This is a genomic window from Candidatus Hadarchaeales archaeon (assembly GCA_038823825.1).
In the GTDB taxonomy this organism is placed as follows: domain Archaea; phylum Hadarchaeota; class Hadarchaeia; order Hadarchaeales; family Hadarchaeaceae; genus JAVZGN01.
The window spans coordinates 20484-36412 of the sequence record JAWBCC010000003.1; the positions used below are offsets into that span (position 1 = coordinate 20484).

Genomic DNA, 15929 nt, shown 5'->3' on the forward strand with positions numbered 1-15929 from the left:
GAAACTGCTCCGCCAATGTGCACATTTTTGGCAACGTTTTCGTGACAGATTGTGTATATACACAGCAGTCAACAAACCTTAAACCGGTAAAAATGGTCGAGGACTACCGAAAGTGGGAGAAACGGGTAAGAAATCTAAGCCCTGGAAGACACTTAAGATACACGCTTCTGGCCACAGTCGTCGTTGTTATGATAGTCGCCTTTATCGGCTCATACAGATTTCTCCGATCCCCCGTCGTTAAAACAACATTCGGGTTGACCAAATTTTCTTCCGAGTCAGAGTTCCGCAGCTATCTCTTGAGCTCGAGCTGGCTGCTCAACTATCTCCCCAGAACGTTTACAGCCTCTTTTTCAGTCAGGGATGTCGGACTTGAAGGTGGACTAGCCGCGATACCAGAAAGAATATCGACGACGAACGTTCAGGTAGCCGGCATAGACGAGCCAGACATAGTGAAAACCGACGGCGTGAACATATATTTCTCACCACCCCCGTTGTTTTACGTCTGGTGGATTCCTGGTTTCCGCGCAGAGTTCCCAGAATTTCAATACCCGCAGACCCATATCGTCAGAGCTTTCCCCCCTGAAAACATCTCCGTCATATCGAAGATAGACAAAACAGGAGACATGCTCTTGGTTGACAATGTTCTTGTGATTTTCTCCGGAAGCGAAATCACAGGTTATGACGTGTCCAATCCCGACTCCCCGGTCGAGACCTGGAGCATTGAGGTTAATGGCTCGATTATCGCGGCAAGGCTTTACCGGGGAGTGATATATCTCGTTACGCAGACTTTTGTTTACCCAGATATCGATTTTCCATTGACTCTGATCAGATCAGAGAACGAGGCCGTCACCATAGGTGTCTCGGAAATCTATAGACCAGTGGAACGGATTCCAGTAGATGCTCTCTTCACCGCGGCGACCTTGGACCCGATGCAGGGCAAGATAACAAATAAGCTTTCCTTCGTCGGTTCTTCTGGGACCTCCATCGTTTATATGTCCCAGAACGCTCTTTACATAACTTACACGTACTACCCATCTCCGCTCGAGACGTACCATCGCTTCATCAAGGAAAAGTGTGGTGACATTCTTTCGAGCGACGACATGCTGAGAATAGATAAGCTGATAGCCTTGGAAATCAGCGAAGAGGCAAAACTTTTCGAGTTGGAAACAATTCTCGAGCCATACCTTAGGGAGATTTCCGCACGAGCGGAGAACTACTTCGCAGAAAGGGCGAGAGATCTACAACTCACTGGAATAATCAAAGTGGATCTTGAAAGCTTTGGAATAGTGGCGCAAGGAAGGGTGCCGGGATATCCCCTCAATCAGTTCTCTCTCGACGAGTTCAACGGATATCTGCGCTTGGCTACGACCATAGAACCATTCATCTGGATGTTTGGCAGCGTGCAGAGTGCGAACGACGTCTACATTCTGGATGGGGAACTTAAAGTAGTTGGATCAGTAAAAGATCTCGGTCTGACGGAGAGAATATACTCAGTTAGATTCATCGGAGAGAAAGGATATATCGTCACCTTCAGGGAAACGGATCCATTCTACGTCCTAAATCTATCGGATCCAGCAAATCCACGACTTACAGGTGAGCTTAAAATTCCTGGCTATTCCTCCTACCTTCACCCGATAACGGAAAATCTCATCTTGGGCATCGGAAGGGAAAACTTGAATGTTAAAATCTCCCTCTTCGATGTTTCAGAGTCCTCGCAACCAGTCGAGCTTGACAAAACGATTCTTGACGAATACTGGTCGGACGTTCTTGAGACTCACCACGCTTTTCTGCTCGATCCAGACCACAAGGTTTTCTTCCTCCCCGCAGGACAGAACGGATATGTCTTCTCATACGAAAACGCCAAAATCAGCCAGGTGTTGAAGACAGAAATTTCGGAAATCAGCAGGGCGGTTTATTTGGATGACTTTCTCTACCTAATAGGTTCGCGCGGCATAGTTGTCTTTGATGAAAACACGTGGCAAAAGGTCAGTGAGGTAGTGTTTGAGTAACGTCGCTGTTCACAAGGTTTATAAGCGAAGGCAAGAAAAGGATAGAAAGGGTCTTGGTTAAGAAGGCAATTCTGGCACTTGAAGACGGCACAGTAGTCAGAGGATTGGGTTTTGGAGCCTGCGGAGAGGCAATAGGTGAAATAGTTTTCAACACGGCAATGGTTGGCTACGTTGAGGCTCTCACTGACCCATCCTACAAAGGGCAAATTCTGATGATGACGTATCCTCTCATAGGAAACTACGGTTATTCTCCAGAGTGGCACGAGTCGGATTCGATAAAAGCGGAAGGTTTTGTTGTCCGAGAAGCATGCAAAACCCCAAGTCATCCGAAATCCATTATGACAATTTCAGAATTCCTCGAAAGGGAAGGAATTCCGGGCATTGAAGGTGTGGACACGAGAGCGCTAACCCTGAAAATCCGCGAATACGGAACGATGAAAAGTGCTCTTGCGGTCTTCGAAGAAAAAGACGAACCAGATCCTCAGGAAATCCTAAAGAAGGCTAAGGAACAACCGCATATAACGGAGAGGGATCTAGTTCCTCTGGTTAGCCGCAAGGAGAAAACAAGAATAGACGTGGGCGGAGATCTAGAAGTAGTTCTTATCGACTGCGGCGTCAAGCAGAGTATAATCAATTCTCTCCTAAAGAGGAAGATAAATTTCACAATAGTCCCCTTCGATACACCGGCAGACGAAATCTTGGAGATGCGTCCAGACGGTGTCTTTCTTTCGAACGGTCCTGGAGACCCGGCAAGGGTGAAGGAAACGATAGAGACGGTGAAGAAACTTTTGGGCAGCTTACCACTCATCGGAATATGTCTAGGTCATCAACTTCTCGCTCTGGCTTGTGGAGCAAAAACTTTCAAACTCAAATTCGGTCACAGGGGAATAAACCAACCAGTAAAAGATTTAAAAACCGGAAGAGTTTTCATCAGCTCTCAAAACCACGGTTTCGCAGTTGACGAAAATTCTCTCGATGGAACAGGTCTACGTGTCACCCAACTAAACCCAAACGATTGGACGGTGGAAGGAATCGAGCACACGGAGATTCCGCTGTTTTCGGTTCAGTATCACCCAGAGGCTTCACCGGGTCCAAACGATACCCTATTTTTCTTCGATGAGGTAGCTAGGTTCATCAAGAGGTGGAAGGAATGCCAAAGCGTACAGACATCAGGAAAATTCTCGTCATAGGAAGTGGACCAATAGTAATCGGTCAAGCTGCAGAATTCGATTATTCCGGTTCGCAGGCTTGTAAAGCTCTCAGAAGCCTAGGCTACGAGGTTGTACTAGTGAACTCGAATCCTGCAACTATAATGACGGATCCGGAAATGGCTGACAAAATCTATATTGAGCCTCTCACACCAGAAATCGTTGCGGAGATCATAAAAAGAGAAAAGCCTGATGCTCTTCTGCCTACTCTTGGTGGCCAAACAGGACTCAATATAGCAGCAGAACTTTGGGAAAGGGGCATTCTACAGCAGGAAGGAGTGGAGCTTATCGGCGCGAAAGCAGAAGCCATAATGAAAGGCGAAGATAGAGAGCTCTTCAAACGCTCGATGGAAAAAATTGGTCTAAAATGTCCAGACGGTGAAACCGTTAATTCTGTTTCGCAGGCTCTGAGCGTTGCCAGACGTCTTGGTTATCCGGTTGTCGTGAGGCCAGCCTTCACGCTTGGAGGAACAGGTGGAGGAATAGCTTTTAACGACGAGGAACTCAGACGGATAGTTTCCAGAGGCTTGGAACTAAGCAGAATTCACCAGGTCATAATTGACGAGGCCCTTCTCGGCTGGAAGGAATACGAGTTTGAGGTGATGAGGGATCTAGCCGACAACGTCGTTATAGTCTGCTCGATCGAAAACTTTGATCCAATGGGTATACACACGGGAGACTCCATAACGGTTGCTCCAGCTCAGACTCTTTCAAATAGAGAATATCAGATTCTCAGAGATGCTTCGATTGCTGTCATTCGTGAGATCGGTGTGGAAACTGGAGGCTCAAACATTCAGTTTGCGGTTCATCCAGAAACCGGAGAATTTAGGGTCATAGAGATAAATCCAAGAGTTTCACGCAGTTCTGCTCTGGCTTCGAAAGCAACCGGATTTCCGATAGCAAAAATCGCAGCTAAACTGGCGGTCGGTTTAACCCTTGACGAAATCCCAAACGACATAACAAAGAAAACCCCCGCCTGTTTTGAACCCACGATAGACTACGTCGTTGTAAAAATCCCCCGCTGGAACTTTGAGAAATTCCCAACTGCAGATGATACTCTCACTACTCAGATGAAGAGCGTCGGCGAGGTTATGGCCATTGGTAGAACTTTTGAGGAGAGTCTTCAAAAAGCGATAAGATCTCTTGAAATCGGAAGAATGGGAATATGCGCGGATGGCAGAAAGTCCTACACAGACGTAGATATGCTCAAGCGTATGCTCCATTACTCGAGACCAAGAGGTGGAAACAACAGGATCTTCATGCTTTATGATGCTCTGAAATTGATGGATGTTGAAGAAGTCTACAAGCTTACCTACATAGATAAATGGTTCCTGCAGAAGCTGAAGAACATAGCAAAAATGGAGGAGGAGCTGAGCAAAAGAACAATCGAGACAATAGACCCGCAGCTGCTAAGAGAAGCGAAAAGACTGGGTTTTTCAGACTATCAAATCGCCTATCTTCTCGGAACCGACGAAATGACGATCCGTAAGCTTAGAAAAAAATGGGGTATTTTACCTACCTTCAAGTTTGTCGACACTTGCGCAGCAGAATTCGACGCAGAAACGCCTTATTATTATTCAACATACGAAGACGGTGATGATTCAAGAGTTAGCAAACGAAAGAAGGTTGTAATTCTCGGTTCCGGCCCGAACAGAATAGGACAGGGAATAGAGTTTGACTATTGTTGTGTCCATGGGGTACTGGCTGCTAGGGAGGAAGGATACGAAACGATAATGATTAACTGCAATCCAGAGACGGTCAGCACAGACTATGACACATCAGACAAGCTCTATTTCGAACCTTTGACTTTTGAGGACGTGATGAACATAGTAGAAAAGGAACAGCCCATTGGCGTAGTTTTACAGTTTGGTGGGCAGACTCCTCTCAACCTCGCCGTTAAACTCGCAAACGCTGGTGTCCCAATTCTTGGCACGTCTTCAGAGAGCATAGACATCGCTGAAGATAGGGAGCGCTGCACACAGCTTCTTAAAAAGCTTGGAATTCCACAGGCGCCATATGGTTGCGCAAAGTCTGTCGATGAAGCGGTAAAAATAGCAAATGAAATCGAATATCCCGTCCTTGTGAGACCATCCTATGTTCTTGGAGGGAGAGCCATGCAGATAGTTCACGATGAGAACGAACTGAGAAAATACTTCGAAGAAGCCGTTCTCGCATCCCCAGAGCATCCAGTTTTGGTAGACAAGTTTCTCCAGGATGCGGTAGAGCTTGACATTGATGCCGTTTCGGATGGTGAAGAGGTTTTTATTCCCGAAATAATGGAGCACATCGAGGAAGCGGGCATTCACTCTGGAGACAGCGCTTGCACGATTCCACCCAGAACGCTGGATCAAAAAACGATTGAGGTGGTCAGAGAATATGTGACCAAGATAGCTAAAGAACTCAAGGTGGTAGGTCTCATCAATGTTCAAATGGCTGTTAAAGATGGGACTGTTTACGTTCTTGAGATAAATCCAAGGGCAAGCAGAACAGTACCGTTCGTAAGCAAGACCACAGGAATTCCCATGGCAAAAGTAGCTATGAAAGTGATGCTCGGCAAAAAACTTCGTGAGCTAGGAATTTCTGGAAGATTGAAACTAAATCATTTTGCTGTCAAGGAATCTGTTTTTCCGTTCCAAAAGTTACCCGGTGTGGATCCGGTTTTAGGTCCCGAAATGAAATCTACCGGTGAAGTGATGGGAATAGATGTAAACTGGGGAAGAGCATTCTTTAAAGCCGAGCTCGCCGCAGGAAACGCGCTACCCGCCTCAGGCACGGTTTTCCTAAGCGTGCGAAAAGGTGAACAGGAAAAAATAATTCCTGTGGCCAAAAAATTTCAAGAGCTTGGATTTGAAATCGTGGCAACAGAGGGAACTGCAAACGCTTTGCGTGCCGCAGGCATACCAGCAAAAGTTATTTTAAAAGTCTCGCAAGGCTCTCCAAACGTTCTCGATCTCATCAAGAGCAGAAAGGTGGACCTCATAATAAACATCCCGACAGTAGGAAGAGATCCGGCCAGAGATGGTTATCAAATCCGCAGAGCGGCAATAGATTTCGGGATTCCATACATCACAACGATAGAGGCTGCAACGGCCGCGGTTTTGGCAATTGAGGACATGAGAAAAGGAAAGATAACAATACAATCTCTCAACGAGTATCATGCAATGTCAAAAATCGTCGCTTGAACACGTTAAACAGCATACTTAATCTACCTGAGCTTGTTGGCGAGCTTTAGTGCAAACATCTGCGTCACTTGCTGAATGAAAACATTCCGGGACCCCCAAACAGAAAGTAGATTATCCGCAAACTTCTAGGATTTATCGATGGAAGCAAGCTGGCTCTCTGACATTCTGCCCAAAAGTATACTTTCTCAGTTATCTGTGGTCAAACCAGCCATTCGAAGATCCGTCTCTCTTTGTCTTCTCTGCAGAGGAGGACGCGGACTTTGTGGAAAGAAAAGTTGTCCAGTTCTGCTCAGAGTCCAATATTTGGCCAAAACTTCGCTGAGAATAACTTCGCCAGAGATTCACGGTTCATCTCCACCAGGCGTCTTCGTTGGCAGGATAGGTTACCCGAAAGTCTACGTCGGGCCGATGGTTCCGCCATTCACCGGCGATACGGCTATACTCGATACGCCGGAACGATGGCTCGGAAAGGAACTGCAGGAAATCGTAGATTACCGGTTTGCGCTTATAAGAGGAAAAGTCCGTGCCGATGTGCATTCAACCGAGAGCGAGTTCATCAGACAGATGCAAGAGCTCGCCATGGGTAAATCTCCAGCCGAATCTGAGGTGGTTCTTGAGAGGATTCCCAAAATGATTCTTACGCTGGGTAGCGACATTCAGCCATTTGGTCCTTCAGCCCCGATGAAAAATTTTCATCTTTGTTCGAACATTTACACCGATTGGCGGATAGAAAAAGCTCACGCGGATAAAGATTTGCGGGCTGCCGAGGCCGTGATAGAACTTTATGAACGCGGAGTCATGGTAAGCGCTATCCAGAGAACCTTCAGTTTGGGAATGTTTGGTCTGAAATCGCAGAGAAAGCTCGTTCCGACTAGGTGGAGCATAACAGCTGTTGATTCAATAATCTCCCAGCATCTTATCGAGAAAATAAAGGAGTTTCCGACTATAGACGAGTTCAGGGTCTATACTTTCTCTCATATGGACAACAGGTTTGCGGCTATTTTGATGCCAGAGAAGAAATGGAGCTTTGAATGGATTGAAGCCTGGTTCCCTGGAACAACATGGAATCCAGAAAAAATCGGCCGTCCAGCTGTGATGGGAGACTACGAAACCTATGAAGGTCGAACAACATATCCGGACATTGGCGGTTGTTATTATGCTTGCAGACTGGCGGTAGCCGAGAGTCTTGCAAATGAGAGAAGGCAAGCGTCGGCCCTCGTCATGCGCGAAATTCATCCGGGTTATCTTCTCCCAGTCGGCGTTTGGTTTGTAAGGGAATGTGTCAGAAAAATGCTCTCACAGCCACCAGCTGTTTTTGACAATTTTGCGAGCGCCTTGCGTCATGCGATGAGCAGTCTCACGATTTCTTTGGACGACTGGGTGAGAGCAAGTTACCTACTGCGTCGCTCGCTGTTTCAGAAGAGAATTACGGAGTTTTTGAGAAAATGACGGAATACTCGCTTGTGAAATGCCGGAAGGCGATTTCTCCAAGCAGACTTCCTGGCCTCGATTACGCATTGAACCCCTATGTAGGCTGCGAGCATAGTTGTGCTTACTGCTATTCGCCGGCGGTTCTCCGGAGAGAAGATTACATAAGAAATTGGGGAAACTTCGTTTTCATCAAGGAAAACCTACCTAGCCTACTTGAGAAGGAAATAGCGAAAATTAAGCCCGGATTCATCGGCATTGGAACAGTATGTGATCCATACCAGCCGGTGGAGAAAAATGCGGGAATAACGCGGAAATCTCTGGAGATTTTGAAAGACGAAAAGTTCAATCTCTGCATTCAGACGAAGTCGGATCTTGTCCTTAGAGATGTCGATTTGTTGAATAGGAAAAGGGACGAGATAGGGGTGACGATTACCACGCTTGACAATGACTTGGCCAGAAAGATAGAACCGAGGGCGAGTCCACCAGACGCGAGGGCCCAGATTCTTGAAGAGCTTTCCCATCGCCAAGTCAGGAGATGGTTGTTTTTGGGCCCAGTCATCCCGGGAGTGAACGATTCCGAGGAAAGCCTCTCAGCAGTGATCGAAGTTGCAAAGAAAACCGGCAGTCTGGTGATTTACGACAAGCTGAACCTGAAGCGGGGTGTTGAGGAGAGGCTCTCGAAGGTTTTGGGGAGTTCTGATTTTCTGAGCTTGCTTACCACCAACTGGTGGGAAAAGACTGCGAGAAAGATCGAGAGAATGTGCAAAGATCAGGGAATTCGTTGCGAACCTGCTTTCACGCATGTTTAGGCAAGGCTTTAGAAACCCAAAAAGAGAGAAGAAAGGGGTGGTTAGCTGGGCGGGAACACCTTTGGTAAGATTTTTAGAGTAACAACTTGGGGGGAAAGCCACGGTAGGGCTGTAGGAGTTGTTGTGGACGGTGTGCCTGCAGGTCTCCCTCTCTCGGAGGAGGATATCCAGAAAGAGCTTGACAGGAGGCGCCCAGGCACCTCCGAAGTGGTGAGCCCAAGAGTGGAGAGAGACAGAGTGGAGATTCTCTCAGGAGTTTTCCAGGGCAAGACGATAGGCACGCCGATCTCTATGCTCGTTTGGAACGAAGATGTGGATTCGGCTCCATATGAAGAAATAAAAACGAAACCGAGGCCCGGGCATGCAGATCTCACTTACTGGTTGAAGTTCAGACACGTTGATTATCGCGGAGGTGGTAGGGCTTCTGCTAGGGAGACCGTTGGTAGGGTCGCAGCCGGAGCAATCGCAAAAAAGCTTCTTTCCCTCAAAGGTGTAAAGATCTTGGGCCATACGGTGGAGGCGGCAGGGATTTCTGTCAGAAGGCAACCAACTCTCGAGGAAATAATGGAAAACGTTGAGAAGAATCCGATGAGGTGTGCCGACTTGGAGGTCGGGAAAGAGATGATGGAAGCAGTATTGGCCGCTGCAAAGAGAGGGGATAGCACGGGTGGGATAGTCGAGATAATTGCGATCAACGTTCCACCCGGACTCGGCGAACCGGTCTTCGACAAGCTTGACGCTGAAATAGCTCACGCCATGATGTCGATAGGTGCCGTCAAAGCTGTGGAGATTGGTGAAGGAAAGAACTTTGCAAGAATGTTTGGCTCGGAAGCTAACGATCCGATCTTCGTGAAGGATGGAAAGATAGTGACGCTCACAAACAAGGCTGGGGGAATTCTTGGTGGAATTTCGACTGGTATGCCTATAGTTGTCAGGCTGACAGTAAAGCCTCCAGCCTCGATCGCTTTACCACAACGAACAGTAGATCTGGAAACTTTGGAGGAAACGGAAATCAGGCTGAAGGGTAGGTTCGATCCAAATCTTTGTCCCCGTGTGATTCCCGTGGCAGAGGCGATGATGGCGATAGTCATAGTAGATCATATGATGAGAGTTGGAGAGATAACTCCTGTCAGGCTGGAGCTATGACGAGCCTTTCCGGAGTTGGGTTTGCATGCGCATCGGCAACCGTAGTCAACGCGATGAGCACGGGAAAGGGTGCAGCATTTGGCGTGGATCTTTGGCTTGAGGCCAGAGTAAAACTAAGTTCATCTTTCAGAGGTGTGAAAGGAAGAGTAGTTGGAATGAAGGAATCGCCGAGGCTTATTGAGCTTTGTGTCAAAGAAGTTTTGAAAAAATTTGGAGCGGACAATCTTGGAGCTAGAGTTATCACATATTCTGATATTCCCGTTGCGGTTGGACTCTCGAGCAGTAGTGCAGCAGCGAACGCGGCAGTCTTAGCAACCCTGATGGCTCTCGGTGAGAAACTCGAACCGCAGGAAGTTCTTGAAATAGGTGTGAAGGTAGCAATCGAATCAGGAGTGACAGTGACAGGAGCGTTTGATGATGCTGCAGCTTCCTTGCTCGCCTGCGGCGTTATCACCGATAACGAGGAAAGAAGAATTCTTAAAACCTTCGAGGTAGACCCATCGCTAAAAGTAGCCATCCACATTCCGCGGGGAAAGAAGCTTTACAGCGGTTCTTTGCGTGGAATGGATTTTTCCTCAATAGCGGAAGGTATAGAAAAGGTTCATCAAATGGCCTTAGAAGGTGAAATTTGGACGGCAATGACGTTGAATGGAATTCTTTACGCCTCGGTTCTAAAGCACGATCTCGCCCCGACCTTTTTGGCTCTTTCATCGGGAGTTTCAGCCGCCGGTCTAACGGGTAAGGGTCCGGCCACGGTAGCTATAGGTACCCCTGAAAAAATAGCGGAAGTGGCTAAGAAATGGAAGAGTTTGGGAGGGAGAATTATAATAACATCGCCGGCCCGGAGGTGGATTTCGGATGAAATCGCAGGAAATCGCTGATCTCAGAAAAAAGATCGATGAAATAGACAAGCAGATCCTAGAGCTTGTGAAACGGAGGACCGAAATAGCAAAGGAGATTGCGGAAATAAAACAAAAGAAAAACTTACCTCTGACTGACACGGCGCGTGAGCTTGAGATAATCGCAAGGGCGAAAGAAACCGCAAAAAACCTCGGAATTGACTCGAGCTTCGCCGAAAGCCTGATCAGGCTTTTGATCGCCCACAGCTGGGAAAAAGAAAGAGAAAGACTCGAACCACCGGAGGTTTGGAGGATATTAGAAAAGAAATTTAAAGACTATCCAGCACAATTCAAAGTCGTAAGGCTGATGTTGCGATATGGACTCAGGGTAAACGAGAATGGAGAGATTTGTTGTGGGCCAATGAAAGTCCCAGCAGTCCAGATAGCCAAAGAAGTCGGGGTGGACAGGCGCGTTGTCGAACAGGTTGCAGAGAGGATACTTTCTGACGATATGTTAAGAAAAATCTTTTCTGCCCTTGAACCTGTGGCTTATCTGCGCGGAGCAGCGAAGGCGATGGGCATGGGGGTTTTAGAGATAATCCCGGAGGATGCTACTAGGCCCGGCATCGTCAGGGATGTGGCCGAAAAAATCGCGAAATTTGGTATGAGCATAAGGCAAGTCGTAGCCGATGATCCCAAACTTACTCCCCAGCCCAAGTTGACGATAATCACAGACCAACCTCTGCGTGCTGAAGTTTTGGAAGCCCTGCGGGAGCTTCCATACATAAGAAGCGTGATCATTTACTGAAGTGGTGGTTATGAGGCTGAAATTTGGAGACGTCGAACGGGAAGCCTCTGTGAGAAAAGCAGCGGATATGGCAGAAGTCATATTTGACAAAGAGTGGCTCGAGAAAAATTTGGATGCTGAACTCTATTACATGTTTCGTGACCTATGGATGGATGAGGACAGAGAAACTATATTGCGGAATAGGCTCAGATACGATATAACGATCATACCGCCGAGGAAAATGGGCGTGGAGTTTGTCAAAACGCAGGGACATTATCATCCTGAGTGTTGTCCAAACCTCACATATCCGGAAATCTATGAGGTTCAAGAAGGGAAAGCCCATTATCTCCTCCAGAGGAAAGAGAAAGGGAAAATAATCGACGTAATTTTAATCGAGGCGGAAGCCGGAGACAAAGTCATAATACCGCCCAACTATGGCCATGTCACAATAAATCCGACCGACGAACCGCTCAGGATGGCAAACTGGGTCAGCCGCGACTTCACATCACTCTATCAAGAGTTCAACCTTATGGGGGGAGCGGCATACTTCGAGCTCATCGACGGCAGATTCATCAAGAACCCTAAATACGGAGAGATCCCAGAGTTGAGATTTGGAAAACCATCCGAAATTCCGGAACTCGAGATAGTCAAAGGCAAAGAGATGTACGAGCTGATAAAGAGACCAGAAAACCTGGCATTTCTCAATCATCCGGAGAAATTCCTACAGATATTCGAAAAATGTTTGAAATAGCTCGATTAGACCTTGACTATTTGTGCATGCTTTACCTTGCCGAACTTCAGAACACACTTGGGGTCAACGAGTTTTTCCTCTATTGCTCGGTCGACTATTGATCCGATTAAATTTGCGATGGTGGCCTCCTTTATCGCTTCTATGCATTCCTCCATGCTGGCTTCTCGTCCGCGATAAAACGATTCCTTGATTTCGAGTTTAATCTTTCCTTTTCTGAATTTTTTCCCAAGTAGCTCAGCGTCACAGACCACCACGATTGTTTCCTCACGCACCCTGATGACTCGAAGCAGAGGCAACTCAGACACTCCTCAGCGGATTTCTCGCCCCACAGGCCTCACATCGGAGAACCGGAATCTTTCCCATTTTTTCTATCCGCGTATCCGGTTTTCCGCACTCTCTGCAGATTACGAATTCCTTCGTGTATTGCTCTATCCTAGACTGTATTGCCTCTTGCGAGAATTTCCCGTGGAGAACCAGGATGCCATCTTTGTAAGCTCCCGCCGCTGCCAGTTCCTTAAGCAAGTATCGGGAAAGATGCTCCGGCTCTCTGTTGAGCGAAGAGGCGATTGACTTGACGTTTTTAACATATGTCAGACTTCCAGCCGTAGTTACTTCTGCGGTAGGTATCTGAAATCTTGAAGTTTCACGCACGATTTTTGGTGTCTGCTGCAGAGCTCTCTCCAGAAGCTCTTCATAGCTTTCCATCATCAGATCACCTCGAATTTTCCAACTTCGCTCTCGACAATCTTCCCTTCCGCCAGTAACTCCCTGAGCAATCTTTCGATTTCGTCCATTGGTGCTTCTAGAAGTTTAGAGATCTCTTCTACTCCCATTCTCTTCTTTTCCCGTCTGAGGACTTCTACGATCCTCTCCTTTAAAGAAATCTCTTCGTTTGGTTTCTTACCGCTTTTAAGCAATCTCCATCTCTCCTCTAGTATTTCGAGTTCTCTCAAAATCTCAAAATTTGGATCTGTCACTTTTATTATGACATCGGGGGTGATGTAAACTTCTCCGTCTCTTTCCTTTATCCTTCCGATAACATCCACGATATCGCCTTCTTTGATGTTTTCAATCATTTTCAAATCTTCACGCCAAACTTTCACCCTTATAACACCGCTTCCATCATCCACATTGATCACACCGTAGGTTCCGTCGGTTTTCACATACTTGTCGACCACCGTGCCTAGAAGTCTAGCTCTTTTTATTTTTATTCCCCAAGGAGTGATCAGTGAAAGTCCGGATTCCTCGGAGACCTCAACTTTTCCAAACAGAAGGTCTTCCGCTTTCACTTTATATGCCGGGAAATACATCTTCTCCAATGAAAATTCACATGAAGGAGATTAAAGTCTTCCCTATTGGACGGAAATTCGTGGCGATAATGTCTGGTCATCTGCTTTCACCAGTTGAGTCTCTTATGAATCAACTTTCCGATGTGAGGTCAGGTGCTGTAGTTCAGGCTCTAGACGCGGATTCGGTGGCCGGCATCTCGCACGTTCTTCATGCCATATATCTGGCGCTTTCTGGATGGGAGAGAGGGAAAAGATTCACAAGGAGGCTCGAGCTTGAAATTCTTTGCTATGCGGCGGCGGACCATCAAATCTCTGAAGCGATCGCTAAAGTTGGAATATCATCAAGAACGAAACGTGTTGTTGTCGTCTCTTTGGCTGAAAGCAGGGAGGGCGCCCTAGAGGCGATTGCTAAGATATCGAGACAAGTAAAGATACGAATAGATTTCGAAATTCTGAAGATGAATCCATCCAAGCAAAAAAGACTTAGAAATCTTTTCAAAATTTCAAAAGAGGAGATGAAAGCGGCCAGTATAGAAGAGCTGATTATGGAGAAAATCGCTTCACTTTCTCTCCTTTAAGATTTCTTCGAAAATTTTATCTTCCATGACTTCCACGATTTTTACACAGAGAGGAGTTATTGGGACTTTCAAAAGTTTTATGCTACCATCGTCATCTATCGTAGTATATTTAGCATCTAACGGCTCTTTGACCTCGGTAACTAGGCATATTGTCTCGTGATTTAGCGGAACATAAACGTAATAATAGTGTCTTCCATTTTTCTCGAAATAGAAAAGCCATCCAAAGCCTCGTGCAATGTTGACTAAATCTTCAAGATTTTTGCACCATACTGCTCGCATATTCTGCTACCTCCAGCACTTTATCGACTTCTTTTTTCATACCCCGGACGAAAAGAATGTCCCCAGCCTTTATTCTGAACCTAGAAGGTGGTTCCACGATAAGTCTGCTCCCCCTTCTGATCATGAACACATAGACGCCCATGACCTCCCAGAGTTTGAGTTTTTCAAGTGTTTTGTTTGCGAAGGCGGAATTTTCTTTGACGGAAATTCTTCCTATACTCTCCTGTGACTCTGCAAAAGCTTCTCTGAAGACTGGATGAATTTCTTCGAATCTGAGCGCCACGTCGGCGATGCTATCCGCAGCGTCCGAAATTCTCGCAATATATCTCAACAGCTCCAATATGCTGTTCAGCTTCTCGAGATTTCTCTCCTTCCTTGCAGCTTTCAGAACTTCATGTCTGATTTTATAGTCCAACTTGTCGAAATCAATTTCCATTTCTCTGACTTCTTGTGCAATCTCCCTGGATCCGAAGAGGATCGATGAATATGCCATGTCAACCATTATCGCGACCAAATCTCTCATTTTTGCTAGAGCTTTCCTTATCTCCTTCAATTCACTCTTACTTTCCCTACAGCAAAGCTTGAGACAGGCAAGTTGTCCGATAATTTTGAGGCTTTCTTCTGAGCCTTTACAGATAAGAACATCTCCACTTCTGAGTTCGGTTTCCTTTGTAGGCGGAATGATCCATTCGTCTCCTCTTTTCAGAGCTAGAGGCCAAGCGCCCCGCGTAGGCGGAAGCGAAAGCTCTCCTATTTTTCTGTTGACCACTGGAGAATCCTCTTTTATTTCGAGAACCGCAATTTTCTCGTCCGCCCCTTCAATTGCCTCAAAAACTACGGGATGAATTTCCATCCCTCTGAGAATGAAATCCGCTATGCTTTCGACGGCATTTGCGATTTCTTCTGCGGCTCCAGCAACTTGCAGAATTCCTGTTATGTGTTTTGCCTCGTCCAGCTTTCTCGTTACAACAGCCGCCACTCCTCTTATCTGATACATCAGAAGGTTCATTTTTTCTTCCAGCTGGCTCAATTGCTTGGCTAGATCTCTATCTTCCAAAACTAAGGCTGCAAAAGCCAAGTCAACCATAAGATCGGAGAGGTCCTTCATCTCCACAAGCAGGTCCTTTACATTGGGAGGATAGCTTTCGTCCACTTTCCTTGACCCCCTATAAAGTAGATATCTGGGAACCGTTTAAAGTTGTTTGATTCAAAAACCCTGTTTAGAAAGTTTTATATACTCTCAAAGAACGAAAAACATATTAAATGAGATTCCCAGCTCGTTCTTGGGCCCGTAGCGCAGTCTGGCTAGCGCACCGGCCTTTTAAGCCGGGAGTCGCGGGTTCGAATCCCGCCGGGCCCGCTGGGGGAAGAGTGGAAAGATGGCAGAGATAGAAATAACAAAACACAGACTGGTGCCGAAACATGAAGTTCTCAGTCAGGAGGAGGCAAAAGAAGTGCTTGAGCGATATCGGGTAGAGCCCCATCAGCTCCCCCTACTCCTAAGTAGTGATCCGGTTGCTAAGGCGATAGGAGCAAAGCCAGGTGACATAGTGAAGATAACTAGAAAAAGTCCAACAGCCGGTGAAATAGTGATTTATAGATACGTTGTGGAGGGATAGCC

At 46.6% G+C, this 15929-nt stretch carries 16 protein-coding genes and 1 tRNA gene; 12 read left to right on the top strand and 5 right to left on the bottom strand.

Going from position 1 to position 15929, the window contains the following annotated elements; all coding sequences use genetic code 11:
- Positions 1-92 precede the first annotated feature (92 nt).
- From QXF64_03945 to QXF64_03985, 9 genes are all read left to right on the top strand, one after another.
- Positions 93-2009, top strand: a complete 1917-nt coding sequence (locus QXF64_03945; protein ID MEM1689635.1) for a beta-propeller domain-containing protein — start codon at positions 93-95, stop codon at positions 2007-2009.
- A gap of 53 nt (positions 2010-2062) precedes the next feature.
- A complete protein-coding gene (gene carA / locus QXF64_03950) occupies positions 2063-3199 on the top strand; it encodes a glutamine-hydrolyzing carbamoyl-phosphate synthase small subunit (GenBank protein ID MEM1689636.1) in 1137 nt (378 codons plus the stop codon).
- Positions 3160-6399 carry a carbamoyl-phosphate synthase large subunit gene (carB, locus tag QXF64_03955; GenBank protein MEM1689637.1) on the top strand — a complete coding sequence of 1080 codons (3240 nt, stop codon included), beginning with the start codon at positions 3160-3162 and terminating at the stop codon, positions 6397-6399. The genes carA and carB overlap by 40 nt, the downstream gene beginning before the upstream one ends.
- Before the next feature lie 138 nt (positions 6400-6537).
- A complete protein-coding gene (locus QXF64_03960; GenBank protein ID MEM1689638.1) occupies positions 6538-7848 on the top strand; it encodes an Nre family DNA repair protein in 1311 nt (436 codons plus the stop codon).
- Entirely contained in the window at positions 7845-8639 is a 795-nt protein-coding gene (locus QXF64_03965; protein ID MEM1689639.1) for a radical SAM protein, read from the top strand. The genes QXF64_03960 and QXF64_03965 overlap by 4 nt, the downstream gene beginning before the upstream one ends.
- Before the next feature lie 69 nt (positions 8640-8708).
- Positions 8709-9785, top strand: a complete 1077-nt coding sequence (gene aroC / locus QXF64_03970) for a chorismate synthase (protein MEM1689640.1) — start codon at positions 8709-8711, stop codon at positions 9783-9785.
- Positions 9782-10666, top strand: a complete 885-nt coding sequence (locus QXF64_03975) for a shikimate kinase (protein ID MEM1689641.1) — start codon at positions 9782-9784, stop codon at positions 10664-10666. The genes aroC and QXF64_03975 overlap by 4 nt, the downstream gene beginning before the upstream one ends.
- Entirely contained in the window at positions 10644-11432 is a 789-nt protein-coding gene (locus QXF64_03980; protein ID MEM1689642.1) for a chorismate mutase, read from the top strand. Before QXF64_03975 ends, QXF64_03980 begins: the two co-directional genes overlap by 23 nt.
- 10 nt (positions 11433-11442) lie before the next feature.
- Positions 11443-12162 (top strand): glucose-6-phosphate isomerase family protein, encoded by a 720-nt coding sequence (locus tag QXF64_03985; protein ID MEM1689643.1) that lies wholly within the window; start codon positions 11443-11445, stop codon positions 12160-12162.
- A gap of 5 nt (positions 12163-12167) precedes the next feature.
- Here QXF64_03985 and QXF64_03990 read toward each other — a convergent pair whose 3' ends face one another.
- The 3 genes from QXF64_03990 to QXF64_04000 are packed head-to-tail and all read right to left on the bottom strand — an operon-like array spanning position 12168 to position 13472.
- Positions 12168-12458 carry a DUF424 family protein gene (locus tag QXF64_03990; protein MEM1689644.1) on the bottom strand — a complete coding sequence of 97 codons (291 nt, stop codon included), beginning with the start codon at positions 12456-12458 and terminating at the stop codon, positions 12168-12170.
- Between the two features lies 1 nt (position 12459).
- On the bottom strand, positions 12460-12870 hold the full coding sequence (locus QXF64_03995; GenBank protein ID MEM1689645.1) for a translation initiation factor IF-2 subunit beta: 411 nt from the start codon (positions 12868-12870) through the stop codon (positions 12460-12462).
- Entirely contained in the window at positions 12870-13472 is a 603-nt protein-coding gene (locus tag QXF64_04000; GenBank protein MEM1689646.1) for an OB-fold nucleic acid binding domain-containing protein, read from the bottom strand. Before QXF64_04000 ends, QXF64_03995 begins: the two co-directional genes overlap by 1 nt.
- Before the next feature lie 8 nt (positions 13473-13480).
- Between QXF64_04000 and cgi121 the strand changes: the two genes are divergently transcribed.
- Positions 13481-14029: a KEOPS complex subunit Cgi121 gene (cgi121, locus tag QXF64_04005; GenBank protein ID MEM1689647.1), complete on the top strand. Its 549-nt coding sequence runs from the start codon at positions 13481-13483 to the stop codon at positions 14027-14029.
- On the opposite strand, the gene QXF64_04010 is transcribed toward cgi121, so the two are convergent.
- Together QXF64_04010 and QXF64_04015 are read right to left on the bottom strand one after the other, a co-directional pair.
- Positions 14012-14308, bottom strand: coding sequence for a hypothetical protein (locus QXF64_04010; GenBank protein ID MEM1689648.1), 297 nt, complete (start codon positions 14306-14308; stop codon positions 14012-14014). The two genes, cgi121 and QXF64_04010, sit on opposite strands and share 18 nt — an antisense overlap.
- Positions 14280-15461, bottom strand: a complete 1182-nt coding sequence (locus QXF64_04015) for a TrkA C-terminal domain-containing protein (GenBank protein ID MEM1689649.1) — start codon at positions 15459-15461, stop codon at positions 14280-14282. The genes QXF64_04010 and QXF64_04015 overlap by 29 nt, the downstream gene beginning before the upstream one ends.
- Positions 15462-15593: 132 nt before the next feature.
- Between QXF64_04015 and QXF64_04020 the strand changes: the two genes are divergently transcribed.
- Positions 15594-15668: transfer RNA gene (locus QXF64_04020), tRNA-Lys, on the top strand.
- Positions 15669-15687: 19 nt separating this feature from the next.
- Positions 15688-15927 carry a DNA-directed RNA polymerase subunit H gene (locus QXF64_04025; GenBank protein ID MEM1689650.1) on the top strand — a complete coding sequence of 80 codons (240 nt, stop codon included), beginning with the start codon at positions 15688-15690 and terminating at the stop codon, positions 15925-15927.
- Positions 15928-15929 lie beyond the last annotated feature (2 nt).